Origin of the sequence: Undibacterium sp. JH2W, from assembly GCF_049340425.1 — a bacterium.
In the GTDB taxonomy this organism is placed as follows: domain Bacteria; phylum Pseudomonadota; class Gammaproteobacteria; order Burkholderiales; family Burkholderiaceae_D; genus Undibacterium.
Window position 1 is genome coordinate 180,671 of the sequence record NZ_JBMPOT010000006.1, and the last position, 12,718, is coordinate 193,388.

Sequence of the window (12,718 nt, forward strand, 5' to 3'; positions counted from 1 at the left end):
TTCTTTTTTATCGAGGAGGAAAGTTGGTGCCAGCAAATCTGTTCCGGCAAGTGCTCATTATAAATTAATCGGCAGCAGATTGTTCACCATCTTTTTTTAACTTCTCAGTTGCCACTTGTCGCCAATTCGTTTCAGGATGCAAACCAATTGCCTTGATCAAGCTAAAGTAAGCACTAATAATTTCTTGAGGCGGTTCATACTTGCTACCATCCCATTCCTGGGCACCACACTTGAAACAAATCTGTAAAGTGCTCAATAATTCATCTTGAGCATAAAACCTGATCGTATGATGCGGCTCAAAAATACACGCAGCAATCAGGTACCGCGTTCTGGCTGGTACAGCATTAACAAAGCGCTTAAATTTGACTGTCTCTTGCTGAGTCAATATCACGGTTTGATAAGTAAGCTGTTCCTGCGGCAGAAATACATAATTCTTGCGATCAAAAAAATCATATTTATCAGAATGTTCAGTCACGACTATTTTATCTGCCGTTTCAATTGCCTTGATCAACTCACGTTTATAGGCCGCGCCCTCACCAGATAATTTACCAGCCTGTGCCGAGACGGCAAACAAGCTGACACATACGAAAACAACTATTCTGAACATGTAATATCTCTGCATAAAATTCCTTGAATTATCACTTTTAAGCATTCTAAACCATCGCCCCAACCGGATGCCATCGCTTACCAACCTGAACAATATAATCAAGACTTTTTCTTCAGCAATTCTTCCCATTCTCTTTCGGGGCTTAAACCTATGGACTTGACGAAGCTGGAGAAACTCTCAATGATCGAAGATGGTGGTCTATGCTTGGTCGCGTCCCACTGTTGCTGACCACACGCAAAGCAAATATCGAGCTTGCTTGCCAGCTTGCCTTGCACATAAAAATACACCGTATGATGCGGATCAAAAAGACAGCCAGAGAATGATTGTTGCGTTTCGTCAGGCGTAGCTTCGACAATAGCAATGAAATTATCACGGTGGCGCTGACTCAATGTCACCGTTCTGTAAACTCTTTCCTTTTGGGGGATAGATCGCCCAGCCACGACGAAATCCAGTTCTGAGGAATGCTCGGTCACGACGATCTTGCTGGCTTGCCGGATGGCCTGGAGTAAATCAGCCTTGTAGGCTGCCCCTTGTGCGGTATCTTTCTTTTTAAAAAAACAGGACGTGAGCAGGCTGCAAGCCAGCAGTAATAAAAATCCTTGAAAGATTTTTCTGCTTAATAGAATTCGCTGCGCCATAAATCAACGCCGCTTCTTCTCTTCCGCCAATTGCTCCTTATGCTTTTCTTTCCATTCACGTTCGCGGGCGTCGATGACGGAGAGTTCAAAATACTGGGCATCTTTTTCGCGGCGGGCGATGTCCAGTTGTTGCAGGGCGGCGGCCAGGTTGCCTTCTATGCCATAGGCTTCGGCCAGGGCGACGTGCTGGGCGGCTTGCTTGCCCTGGGCGGCGTAGACCTTGGCCAGCAGGTTGTATAACTGTGCCTCTTGTCGGTACAGGACGATCTGGTCGCGTAAAAAGACGGCGGCTTTTTCTTCCTTGCTGTCGGCCAGCAGGGCTTCTGCATATTGCAGGGCGACGCCGCGTGAGAGGGGCAGATCACGCATGGCTTTGTCAGCCTCTTTGACGGCGGCGTCAGTCTGTTTGTCACCGATCAGGATGGCGATCGACAAATCAACATACATATTGCTGTAACTGAGCAGGCTTTTATAAGCGGGGGTCTGTTCCAGCAGTTTGCGCGATTGTTCGAGCAACTTACGGGCGCTGGTAAAATCCAGGCGTTTATAGGCGACAAAGGCCTGGCCGTATTTGGCGGTGATCTGGTCTTCGAGTTTGCCGGATTTGACCTGGGTATCAAAAAAAGTGCTGGCATCCATCAAGCCCTGGATGGTGCTGTCTTGCAAGACCCTGACCCTGGCCTTGGTGAGTAAAAATTCCAGGCTGTCGGCATGCTGGCGATAGCGCTGATCTACCAGGCGCGACTGGATGTCGGCTATCCTTTCACTGGTCAAGGGATGGCTGCGCAAATACGGCGGCAGGTTGTCGTTATAGTTACGCGTGGCGTTTTGCAGGCGGCCAAAAAAACTCACCATGCCGGATGGGTCAAAACCAGATTCACGCAAGATCTGGAAACCGACACGGTCAGCCTCGCGCTCGGCGTCGCGGCCAAAGTTCAATTGCTTTTGTATTGCCAGGCCTTGCCCGCCAGTGACCAGGGCCATGGCGGCATCAGGGCTGCTACGGGCTGCCAACACGGCAAGGGCCAGTGCCGCCAGGGGGATCAGGGCATCGTTTCTCTGGCTGGTCAGCATGCGTGCAATATGGCGCTGGGCAACGTGGCCTATCTCATGGCCCATGACGGAGGCCAGCTCGGACTCAGATTGCGCCGCCAAAATCAGGCCGGAATGAAAACCGATAAAACCGCCCGGAAAAGCAAAGGCATTCAGCACCGGGTCGCGTACGGCAAAAAACTCAAAATTGAAATTGGTTTCGCCCCGGGCATCCTGGCGGTTTTCCAGCATTTTGTTGCCCAGGCGGTTCAGATATTCGCTGACGGGGGCGTCGTCCATGAAGTCAGGGTCGCGCCTGACCACGCTCATGATTTGCTCGCCGAGCTTGCGTTCTGCCAGAGGCGACAAATCTTCACGCGAGGTATCGCCCAGCGTAGGCAGGTTTTGCGCCTGGACTAGTGCGGGTGACAGGCTGGCACTCCCCAGAGTGACTGCCAGCAAGACAGCCAGACGGAGTATGGGCAGGCGAAAAGCGCGTCGCAGCGGTTTCTCAATGCTATGATAGTCGGACTGTGATTCTGACTGTAACTCAGACTGTAATTCAGACAATAATTTGGACACTCAGAGCTTCCTTCTCTTCAGGACTTAGGTAAAACCACTTTGCTGCCAGCAAATGTCGCGTGAAAACGATTTTACCTAAACCTGTATTTCGATATTCTTTTCTTTTTACACAAAAATGAGCGCAGATACAAGCAAACCAGAACTGACCCATTTTGACGCCACTGGCCAAGCTCATATGGTGGATGTAGGCAATAAAAACAATAGCCACCGCATCGCCGTCGCCCGCGGCCATATCCGCATGCAGGCCGCTACACTGGACCTGATCCAGCAAGGCAACGCAAAAAAAGGCGATGTCATCGGCATAGCCCGCATCGCCGCCATCATGGCAGCCAAGCGCACCAGCGACCTGATCCCGCTATGCCACCCGCTGGCCCTGACCCGTGTTGCTGTTGATTTTAGCATTGATGCAAGTAACAACACTGTTACATGCCAGGCGCAGGTAGAAACAGTGGGTAAAACCGGCGTGGAAATGGAGGCCCTGACTGCCGTGCAAGTTGGCCTGCTGACAATTTATGACATGTGTAAAGCTGCCGACCGCGGCATGGTGATGACTGATATCCGCGTCATGGAAAAACACGGCGGCAAGTCCGGTGACTGGGTGGCGGATATCGATCAATAATGAGTAAGCCAGCTACTTTACTGGCCATAGACGTGGCCTATGCCGACAATGGCACCGCTGATGCTGCCATCGATAGTGACAACAGTCACGCCTATGCCGCCGGTGTGGTGTTCCATGAATGGAGCGATAACAAGCCTGAGAAAACCTGCATCAGCCATATCAGCGATGTGGCCGGGTATGTACCGGGCGAATTCTACAAGCGTGAGCTGCCCTGCATATTGCAGTTGCTGGCAGAACATGAGGTGCAGCCAGACTGCATCATTATCGATGGCTATGTCTACCTGGATGGCAGCAGCCAGCCCGGCCTGGGCTGGCACCTGTATCAGGCGCTGGGCGGCAAGGTCGCCATCATCGGTGTGGCCAAGTCTTCTTTCTCAGCCATAGATGCATCCTTTGGCATATGCCGGGGTGATAGCATCAAGCCGCTATACATCACCAGCATAGGCATGGACCAGTCTACCGCACTGGCCAATATCGCTGCCATGCATGGCAGCTTCCGCATACCGACTTTGCTGAAACTGGTGGATCAGCTTTGCCGTGAGGCGGGGGGTAAGCCTGCGGACAGTATCTGAAACCCTGGCCTGGACATGGTAGATGAACCTGTATCGCCAAGAAAACAGCAACAGGAGATAAGCAGGATGAAATCCAGTATTTTCTTATTGTCTTGCCCCACCTGCGGAGAAACCGCCTGCTCTGGAAGCCACAAGGCCCTGACCGCCTTGTGCGGCCTGCCTGTGTGGTGCAAGAACTGCCATCGCAGCCTCAACTGTCACTGGCATATTGCTAATGTTTTTGGGGTGCTCACGGCAAACAGCCTGTTTGCTTCGGCTTTTTTCTGGATTATTTCTTATAAACCCCTGGCTTTGACTTTGCTATTGCTGCCCTTGCTTGCAGCTATACCACTAGTCTTGCGTGTCAGGTTTTATGAAAGAAAAAGGAAGCGTTTTTTTTGAAGTGAGTGAACATGCCGTAGCCCGTAGGGTGCCTTACAACGCACCATATCCCCCTCTTGCGAGATGGTGGATGAGATAAGCAAAAAAGCGGTACGTTGCAAAGCACCCTACAAGACGGCATCCGGTAGGGTGCAGGCTATATCAAGGTGCGTCCCTAGGCGGCATGGTCTCAAAGACAGTCTGGTAACGCGGGTCTTGCTTGCCCTTGGCTTGCCAGTAATCATAATATTCTGGATAAGAAATAGGGTGCAGGCGTTGCAGGGTCAGCAAGGTGTATGCGGCTTTTTTAGGCTGGCCATTGAGTACATAAACCTCGGCCAGGCGGTTGAGGATGTGGACAAAGCCAAAGCGCTTGCTCCAGGTTTCCATGTAGGCGATTTCTTCGGCTGACATGCCTTCATGCGGCTCTATATGGGTCAGTTTGAAGTAGTCAAAGAATTGTGGAAACAAGGTAAAAGCTGGCTTGCGAAGAAATTGCTCTTGCGACTTGAAGCCCTGGGTGACATAGCGCAAGGCTTTGAATCCACCCACTACGCGCTGGTAATCGAGTATCACACCGGCGATGACCGCACTGGCTAGCGCCAGGCTGGCCAATACCATGCCGGGCCTGGCCACGCTGCCTTGCGCAGGCCAGCGCATTTGATGCACCAGGCCCATGAGCACGCCTACTGGTAACAAGACAAAGGCATACCAGAGCGGGAACTCGACCATGCTGTGCACACCGACGGCAAAGAAGCACAGGCTGCAAAATTGCAACGCCATGCTCTTGGCGGGTTTGATGCAGGTCTGGTAAAACCACCAGCACAAACCGCCCATGATGAGCAGGCACGCAGGCCAGCCCAGTTCGGCAGCCAGGTTCAAGGGTAAATTATGCGCATGTTCGGCATAGGTGCTGGAGGTAAAATTGGCGCCTATGCTGACCTGGCCAGCACCGTAACCAAACCAGCCTACCCCCAGCCAGGGATGATCCGCCGCCAATTGCCAGGCAACTTGCCACAGACCAGTACGCTCGGAACGACCACCAACGTGCTCAGCCACGGAAGACGCTGAAAAGCCTATGGCCTGGCTGATCTGTGGCAAGCAGAAAACCAGCAGTGCATACAGCAGCACCAGCCCCGCCATCACCACGATGCCAGTGCGCCTGGCCGCGCCCAGCTTGCCAGCAGTATAGGCAAAAAACAGTGGTACCAGAATCCAGCCTATGCGTGATTGCGTCAGCACCGTACCCCACAAGATCAGGGCTGCCAGCACGATGGCGATATAGGCCGGGAGTTTTGCCGTGCGATAAAAATACCAGAGACCGGCCAGCGCAAAGAAATACAGCAAGGCCAGTTGATTCGGTTGCGCCACATTGGCAAAGGGACGCAGGGATGCCCGTAAATCTTTGGCCATGTACATCACCAGCGGCGTCGCGTCCAGGCCCAGTATCTGTATATGCTGGAACACCAGCGACACGACAGCAGCCACTATATGCGCCAGGGCGATGGCGGCAACGGCCATGTCGACCCTGCTGGCGTCAAGCGCAATGCTGCTACCAAACACAATGGCCAGGGCAAACAGCAAGAGGTAGAACACCGGAAAGGCAATCTCGGCAACTGGTTGTATCATGCCCAGCATGAGCTGCAGGCCTATCAGGAGCACGATACCCAGGGGCAAAGCCAGCAAGGCGGGATAACGCAGATACACAGGCGTAGGCCGGATCACAAAATACGCCATGGCCCCAAGCAAGCCTATGCAACTGATCAGGTCATGGTAAAAAGTTCTGTAGGGATGGATATGATAAGCATGTGCGTAGCTGAAAAAAATCGCTACTGCAAAAATGATCAAGGCCAGCCGGCCTTCCTTTGCTGATGCCATTCGGGGTACATTTCAATAAAATGGCCTGGGCTGCACATGGGTGGCAATCCAGGCCGGGTAAAAATTATGTCTTCAAATTACATTTTGAGATGGAGTGGCATGATGCCCAGATAGGCTGCCGTTTTCGCATCTATCACTGCCGGGAAGGTGGATACCCTGATCCTGATGGGTTGGTATTTGCATTTTTTTTCATCGCAATCATGCGACTTGAGCCAGGCTTGTATGTCGGCTTTTTGATCTTCATTGTCTTTTTCAAGGGCATCAAAATCCTGGGCGTTCTCCAGTATTTCCTTGCTCATGTCGGCATAGGGAATATGCAGTTGCGGCATATAGCCCTTGCTGCCGCCTACGGATTCTATAGCACGGGCCATGCTGAGATCAGCCGGGTCAGTTGGCTCAAAGGTGCCGACCAGCTTGGGGCCCCACAATGGCAGCGTGGCCTTGCCCTTCTCCAGGTTGCCATCGGTAATTTCAGAAGCCTGCACCACTTGAAAGCTCTTGCCGAGCGCAGCAACATAAGCCGGACGTGCCTCCAGCAAAGTGCTGACACCATAGACAAAGGCATACACTTGCAATACCACGATCACCAGCAAATCCAATACCAGCCACTTCTTTTTGGTATTGAACACGACCAGGGTCAGGGCCGGGCCCAATATCACATCAATGCCAACAATCAGGAAGAAAATTTCATAACCACCTATGGCAGAAAGCATAGGCGTCGGATACCACATGAACCAGCACAGCATCAGCAAGGTAAAACCAACGACCAAACTGATTAAAAAATGCGTACCACTGGCACGATAACGGGACATGGAAGTTTTCATAGCTTGGAAATAATTGAAAGAAGAAACAAACGACCAGATCTGGTTTAGTCATATCATGAAATGCTGACCAAATATGCCACAGCGCTGCCATTGAGCCAACATTAATGACGAGACTATCCTTGGACATCCAACAAAAGCCGACATATTTTAAAGAGCTTTAGTGGGAGGATCAAGGAGTGATAAGCTTTTTTACAAGTCTATCTGCCCTTACCTGAGTACAGTAGCACAAGTTGGCTGCCATCTGTCCCGCAATATCGCCAGGACAAGATGCCTGCCAGACAGGGGTACTTTGTTTTAAAATCAATACTTTTCCAGAGATGGCAGCTTTTTTACTGACTAAGTTGTCGTCTGCGTTGTTGCTAATAATATTACCCACATTGATTGAAACCCAGCCATGAATAAACAAGAACAAGCAAACACGTCCAGGCTCAACAAGTCGCTGTGGCTATTGTTATTGCTACCCACTTGCGCAGCCGCAGCGTACGCTGCCTTTTATCTGGGTAGCAAAAGCATGGAAGGCATGGCTTACCTGGCAGCGCAACTTGTCATCTATGCAGTTGTTGGTGCAGGTATATTTTACAGCCTGTTCCTACGCAAGCGTGGTGGCATTTATTACGTCACTGTCTTGCTGGCCTTATATGTTTCCATGTTCATGGCTGGCAAGATCAGTGTGGATCAGCAGAAAGTGCAAGCCAATATCGCCATGCAGTCTGCCAAGGAGGAAATACAGCGCCTGACCACGACTATACAAAAAAACAATGAAAGCCAAGACGGCAATGTGCTGTCCCAGGTCGTGGAAACCGGCCCTGCAACCACTTCCAAGGCCAGCGGCCAGTTTGGGGAGATGGAAAAGTTCATGAAAGATTTCATGAATAGCGCCGCAGCCTACAAAAATGCCTACTTGCATGAACTGAATGCAGCCAACTGGGACCATGTCATGGATTTCAAACGCATAAAGAATGACAAGGATATGCAGGAGAGTAAAGCCATAGTGGAAAAAGCCAAATCCATCATCAGCAAATTCGAAGCCAATACAGATAGTTTGTTTGACAGCGGCAGGGCAAAAATCAACTCCCTGGCTTTGGATGATGATACAAAGAAAAACATGCTTGATGGCTTTAACCGCGGCGGACAAAGTTCTCGTGCCCTGATCATGCAAAACTGGCAGATGGAAAGAAAAGCCGTGCAAGAAATTGAAAACATGCTCGCCCTGCTGGCAGATAAAAAGAAATGGACTTTGCAGGGCGAACAACTCATGTTCCGCGACGAAGCCACATTGACACAATTTAATCGCCATCAACAAAAGGTACAAGAAATCCTCAAAGAACAGCAAGACATGCAGCAGCGCCATATCAAGAAGAACAGCATGGAAATGGATAAGTTGAACAATAATTTCCAAAAGTGAGTGTCATGCGTCCATGGCATAGAAATACCAGCCAGGGCTGCACAAAGCATGAAATTTAACCTCGACGATGAAAGAACGATGCCAGCAGGCTGGTTGAGGGTGGACTGGTCCGTACCAGCCATAGCCTTGCTGGAAGCAGGTGGAGTGAGCCACATCAGCCTCGGCCATGATCTTGGCGACGATGAGCACGGCAGCGGCGATGATGTCGTGCCATGGATAGAAGAAGCGGTCGTGACCAGCGGTTTTACACCACCAGAGATGCGTGTGCACTCAGCCAATTCTTCGGCTAGGCAAAAAATGGAAGCGGGCATACAGAGTATCTTGTGCCATCAGAAAAAACTTCAAGGCAAGACAAAAAGACCAAGCAAGACAATTGCAGCCAGCGCCAGGCAGGCGCTATATTTTACAAACCAGATTTCTGATTTTGCAGCGGCACGGGCGGCGGACTCCGGTGTTGCATAGTGTCGCCTGGTTCTCATTACCAGCAATTCATCGCTGCTCAATATCCGCATCTGCCCAGCCAGCACCGGCAGTATAAAGATGATCTTGGTCCCCAGAACCTTGACGCGCAAGTGCCAGAATATCTCGCTATCCTTGTCTTCAAGTGTGCCACTGCCAGGCAAGTCGGCGGGCAGACTCAGTGTGAATTTCATGTCGCTGGCAGCATGTGCCAAGCGTCTTTCAGTCAATTCTCGCCACCACAAAGTCGTACTCTTTGCGTCTTCGCCACTACCCATTTTATGGATGCATTCCACTTCAAGATGAATAGCATAGTCGGTCGCGGCCGTGTTCATGTTTTTCCACTGGCCATCCATGAAATGCAAAGTAGCAGACACATCACGGCAGCCTGCATGCAAGGGTGGCTGTATATGCAAAGCCAGGTCACCCAAGCGCTTGCGCAAATGTATCATGCGCAAACCCAGTACCAAGAGCAAAACCCCAGGCAAGGGCGAGAATATGGCTCTATAGTGGGTCCAGCCACTTGCATTGCTGAACAATGTCAATTCACGCCATGAAAAAAACAGACTCACCGCTAGCCAGCATACCGATACCAGAGTGAGTAAAATATTTGTGTCGGATTCGGGATGCAAGAAAACGTATGCTGGCTGAACCTGTCCCCGTCCCTGTTCCATAGCCTTGCATGACGGGTACTCTTTAGCAGAATGGCACTTCACAGACACCCCAGCGCATTGGCCGCCTGTGCCTGCTTGAAGTAGCGCGCATAGCCACAGGCATCTTCGCCATACAGGTCTTTTTTGCCGCGTTCAGCACCGGCTTGCAGCAAAAAAGCAATCGCTGGCAACTGATTGTATTGGGCGGCAAGCATCAGCGGTGTTGAGCCGCGGGCACCAGCAAAGGCGTCATCAATTGCCAGGCCACGTTCATGCAGATAGCGCATGCTTTTGATTGCACCGCGGTAGCTGGCATAGTGCATCGGCGTCCACACTTTGTTGCTGGGCTTTTTCAAGTCGGCGCCTGCCTCTGCCAGGGCTTGCACTATGTTCACCGCATCATTGCCTATGGCTGCAAACAAGGCACTGCGTCCGCCATTACCCTCTGCATCGAGAGGCGTCGCCAGATCGACTTGCGCGCCTTGCTGCAACAGGTAGCGTACTTTCTCCAGATTGTTTTCTTCTGCCGCTTGCATGAGCAGGCTATGGCCTTCACCATCCCTGCCATTGACATCGGCACCAGCCTTGATCCTGGCCTGCAGTTGCGCCAGGTTCTCTATTCTTGCCGGGCCTGCCAGGCTTGCTGGCATGCTGCTGTTCTGCGTGGCCGGAGTGTTATCACTGATGCCTGCTAAATCATCAAACAGTATCAGGTAAGCACCTAGCGCCAGCATGCCAAAGACGATGACATAGACCCACAGGCTGTTACGGCTTGGTTTGCCTGGCTGCGCCGTTGCCGTGGGTAAGTCATAGATGCTGCGCTCTTCCGTATTTACCATCAAGTCGCTGAGTTTCTTTTGCTGCCCCAGCCCCGTACCTGCCTGCACAGGCAGGATAAACTCAAGGTCAGCGCCCAATACCTTGAGCTGCAATTTCCAGATGACTTCCACATCTTTGTGACCTTGCAAGCCGCTCGCCGGAAACCCTGGGGGCAGGCTGATTTTCAGATCCACACTCTGCGTACCGTGCAAGACTTGTACGGCTTTCAATTCTTGTGACCACAGGGTCTTGCTGCTGGTGTCTTCACCACGGCGGTCTTCATGTACGCATAGCACTTCTGCCTTCAAAGGATAATGTGTCACTGCCCTCTGCATGCGCTGCCCCAAGGGGAGTTTGAAGCGCAGACGCAGCAACATATCCTCGATGCCGGTGTGCGGCTGTTGGGCCATGAACAGGCTGGCCTCACCCAGGCGCCAGCGCACATAGCCCATGCGGAAAGACAGCCACAGCAACAGTACCCCGATCAGCGGAAACAGCAGCACCAAAAAGCGCATATTGCTACCGCCACCTGATACCGACAGGATGGACATGGGGAAGGACAGTAAATTCCAGACGAGTGCAAATAAGCCTATCACCACCGCCCCACTCCTGGCGGGCTGTAACTCCAGCTTATTCGACTGGACCTGGCCTGGCCTGAGCGATGACCCTGAGGCTGCGGCATCCATCTCATCTTCGTCATGCCTGAACCACATGGCCCAGAGCACCCACAAGCCGCCCAGGCTGACCAAGGGAAACAGGGTAGCAAAAGGGATCAGGAAGAGCATGCGCTTGTAGCGTATTTGCCGGTCATAGACGGCATAGGCTGGCTCTTGTGGGTCCAGCCAGAGGGTGACGTTTTGATCCTGGCTGCGCGCCGCCAGCAGTTGGGCGTGGATGTCGTGTTGATAACTGCCTATATTATCGTGACTGTCACCACCAATGTTGATGCGTGCGCTGCGATAGGTTTTCCCCTGGTACTGATATTCAAATTCAGCCAGGACTTGCCAGCTGGTGGATTCGTCATTATGTTCGCGCAACTCCAGCTTGTTGATATGCGCCTGCACCGCCACCAGATCCTTAGCCCGCCACCAGCCCTGCAACTGCTTGGCCATGGGGAGCACACCCCCTGCCCAGCCGCCGGCGCCAAACAAGACTGCAAACACCAGCGCGATCAGACTGGCCCCTAACTTTGATCCTATTTTTTTTGTTTTTATCATGGCTGCAATGTAGCAAAGCAGGTACTGCAGTGCAAGATACGAAAATAGGTATGAGGGTCGCTTGCAACAAACAGGGAAACAAACAGGGGTTTTCTTAACGCTGTCATCGCGCTGTCATGTCACGGTGTCACTATGGTATCTTGCCGCAAAAAAAACCAGCGAAACCGCTGGTTTTTTATTGCCAAATTATTTACTGTATTCCTTTGATAGCTGTCAAATACGCTGGATTAGTGCGCATCTTGGCGATCGCCGCCCACAAGCCATCCACCTGGGCAGCATTGGCATCATGGTATTTTTTATTGAAGGCCATGAAATAATAGGCTTCGGTAAATGGCGTGGGCAAGGCCTCTATCTTGCCCGCGAACTCTGGCTCTTCCATGCGCAGCTTGCCTTCATGCTCAAAGCCAATGACCAGCTCACCCTGGCCTGCCACCATCTTCAAGAGATTTTTTTGAAAGGTTGCAGTCTCATCATTGAAAGGCACTTTCAAGGCCTTGAGTTTTTCTGTGAACACGGAATTACCCTTGGCAAACAAGACGCCTTGCTTGACTTCAGAAAAGCTGCTGCCATTCCAGTCTGCCTTGCTGCCTTTGACGCGATAGACCACAGAACGCGCCGCCCCCACTGCCTTGCCGGTATCCACCTCGCCCGGCTTTTTCATGGGGAAGGCGGCATATTCCTGGTTCGCAGCCGTAAAGCCCATGGCAGCGCCAGAATGAATCGTACCAGCCTTGATCTCTTCAGCACACTTGGTCGGCAACATAGGCTGGAACTTGACTTGCAAACCCTGCTGTTCAGCCGCCATGCGTATCAGCACTTGGACTGTCCCCTCCTTGTTCGGGAACAGGAAAGGCGGCGACGCCGTATTGCCTAAGCAAATCGTAATGGGCTCAGCCGCCAGGCTGGCGGCGGAACAGAACAAGGTGACGGCAAACAAGGCGGGACGCGAGTACGCAAGCATAGGCATGGAGAACTCCTTTGTGAGTGGGGGACACGGCAAAAAGCAAAGGAAGCAAGACTGTGGAAAACAGGGCAATTTCATGCGGGAACCAG

Annotated in this window: 11 protein-coding genes and 1 pseudogene; 4 read left to right on the top strand and 8 right to left on the bottom strand. The window is 51.8% G+C overall.

Going from position 1 to position 12,718, the window contains the following annotated elements; genetic code table 11:
* Positions 1-64: 64 nt before the first annotated feature.
* The 3 genes from ACO0LC_RS10460 to ACO0LC_RS10470 are packed head-to-tail and all read right to left on the bottom strand — an operon-like array spanning position 65 to position 2,859.
* The gene (locus ACO0LC_RS10460; protein WP_423002679.1) at positions 65-736 is read right to left on the bottom strand and encodes a hypothetical protein; all 672 of its coding nucleotides are present in this window, start codon (positions 734-736) and stop codon (positions 65-67) included.
* Positions 706-1,245 carry a hypothetical protein gene (locus ACO0LC_RS10465; protein WP_423002681.1) on the bottom strand — a complete coding sequence of 180 codons (540 nt, stop codon included), beginning with the start codon at positions 1,243-1,245 and terminating at the stop codon, positions 706-708. Before ACO0LC_RS10465 ends, ACO0LC_RS10460 begins: the two co-directional genes overlap by 31 nt.
* Positions 1,246-1,248: 3 nt before the next feature.
* Positions 1,249-2,859, bottom strand: coding sequence for a M48 family metalloprotease (locus tag ACO0LC_RS10470; protein WP_423002683.1), 1,611 nt, complete (start codon positions 2,857-2,859; stop codon positions 1,249-1,251).
* 115 nt (positions 2,860-2,974) lie between these two features.
* Between ACO0LC_RS10470 and moaC the strand changes: the two genes are divergently transcribed.
* Both moaC and ACO0LC_RS10480 read left to right on the top strand, forming a co-directional pair.
* A complete protein-coding gene (gene moaC / locus ACO0LC_RS10475) occupies positions 2,975-3,478 on the top strand; it encodes a cyclic pyranopterin monophosphate synthase MoaC (RefSeq protein WP_423002685.1) in 504 nt (167 codons plus the stop codon).
* Entirely contained in the window at positions 3,478-4,050 is a 573-nt protein-coding gene (locus tag ACO0LC_RS10480; protein WP_423002687.1) for an endonuclease V, read from the top strand. The genes moaC and ACO0LC_RS10480 overlap by 1 nt, the downstream gene beginning before the upstream one ends.
* A 522-nt stretch (positions 4,051-4,572) precedes the next feature.
* Here the strand turns inward: ACO0LC_RS10480 and ACO0LC_RS10485 are convergent.
* Both ACO0LC_RS10485 and ACO0LC_RS10490 read right to left on the bottom strand, forming a co-directional pair.
* Positions 4,573-6,288 (bottom strand): Wzy polymerase domain-containing protein, encoded by a 1,716-nt coding sequence (locus ACO0LC_RS10485; protein WP_423002689.1) that lies wholly within the window; start codon positions 6,286-6,288, stop codon positions 4,573-4,575.
* A gap of 77 nt (positions 6,289-6,365) precedes the next feature.
* A complete protein-coding gene (locus tag ACO0LC_RS10490; protein WP_423002691.1) occupies positions 6,366-7,112 on the bottom strand; it encodes a hypothetical protein in 747 nt (248 codons plus the stop codon).
* A 394-nt stretch (positions 7,113-7,506) separates the two neighbouring features.
* On the opposite strand from ACO0LC_RS10490, the gene ACO0LC_RS10495 reads away from it, so the two are divergent.
* Together ACO0LC_RS10495 and ACO0LC_RS10500 are read left to right on the top strand one after the other, a co-directional pair.
* Positions 7,507-8,517 carry a hypothetical protein gene (locus tag ACO0LC_RS10495; protein ID WP_423002693.1) on the top strand — a complete coding sequence of 337 codons (1,011 nt, stop codon included), beginning with the start codon at positions 7,507-7,509 and terminating at the stop codon, positions 8,515-8,517.
* 78 nt (positions 8,518-8,595) lie between these two features.
* Positions 8,596-8,769: pseudogene (locus tag ACO0LC_RS10500) on the top strand (cyclic-phosphate processing receiver domain-containing protein); the annotation flags it as partial.
* 89 nt (positions 8,770-8,858) lie between these two features.
* Here the strand turns inward: ACO0LC_RS10500 and ACO0LC_RS10505 are convergent.
* From ACO0LC_RS10505 to ACO0LC_RS10515, 3 genes are all read right to left on the bottom strand, one after another.
* Complete coding sequence (locus ACO0LC_RS10505) at positions 8,859-9,548, bottom strand: hypothetical protein (RefSeq protein ID WP_423002695.1); 690 nt, start codon at positions 9,546-9,548, stop codon at positions 8,859-8,861.
* Positions 9,549-9,688: 140 nt separating this feature from the next.
* Positions 9,689-11,665: an ankyrin repeat domain-containing protein gene (locus ACO0LC_RS10510; protein WP_423002697.1), complete on the bottom strand. Its 1,977-nt coding sequence runs from the start codon at positions 11,663-11,665 to the stop codon at positions 9,689-9,691.
* A gap of 190 nt (positions 11,666-11,855) precedes the next feature.
* Positions 11,856-12,632: a hypothetical protein gene (locus tag ACO0LC_RS10515; RefSeq protein WP_423002699.1), complete on the bottom strand. Its 777-nt coding sequence runs from the start codon at positions 12,630-12,632 to the stop codon at positions 11,856-11,858.
* Positions 12,633-12,718 lie beyond the last annotated feature (86 nt).

Excerpts from the sequence above, each read along its gene's own strand:
- ACO0LC_RS10485 (WP_423002689.1), bottom strand. The coding sequence starts at position 6,288 with ATGGCATCAGCAAAGGAAGGCCGGCTGGCCTTGATCATTTTTGCAGTA.
- ACO0LC_RS10495 (WP_423002693.1), top strand. The coding sequence starts at position 7,507 with ATGAATAAACAAGAACAAGCAAACACGTCCAGGCTCAACAAGTCGCTG.
- ACO0LC_RS10510 (WP_423002697.1), bottom strand. The coding sequence starts at position 11,665 with ATGATAAAAACAAAAAAAATAGGATCAAAGTTAGGGGCCAGTCTGATC.
- moaC (WP_423002685.1), top strand. The coding sequence starts at position 2,975 with ATGAGCGCAGATACAAGCAAACCAGAACTGACCCATTTTGACGCCACT.
- ACO0LC_RS10460 (WP_423002679.1), bottom strand. The coding sequence starts at position 736 with ATGGGAAGAATTGCTGAAGAAAAAGTCTTGATTATATTGTTCAGGTTG.
- ACO0LC_RS10480 (WP_423002687.1), top strand. The coding sequence starts at position 3,478 with ATGAGTAAGCCAGCTACTTTACTGGCCATAGACGTGGCCTATGCCGAC.
- ACO0LC_RS10515 (WP_423002699.1), bottom strand. The coding sequence starts at position 12,632 with ATGCCTATGCTTGCGTACTCGCGTCCCGCCTTGTTTGCCGTCACCTTG.
- ACO0LC_RS10465 (WP_423002681.1), bottom strand. The coding sequence starts at position 1,245 with ATGGCGCAGCGAATTCTATTAAGCAGAAAAATCTTTCAAGGATTTTTA.
- ACO0LC_RS10490 (WP_423002691.1), bottom strand. The coding sequence starts at position 7,112 with ATGAAAACTTCCATGTCCCGTTATCGTGCCAGTGGTACGCATTTTTTA.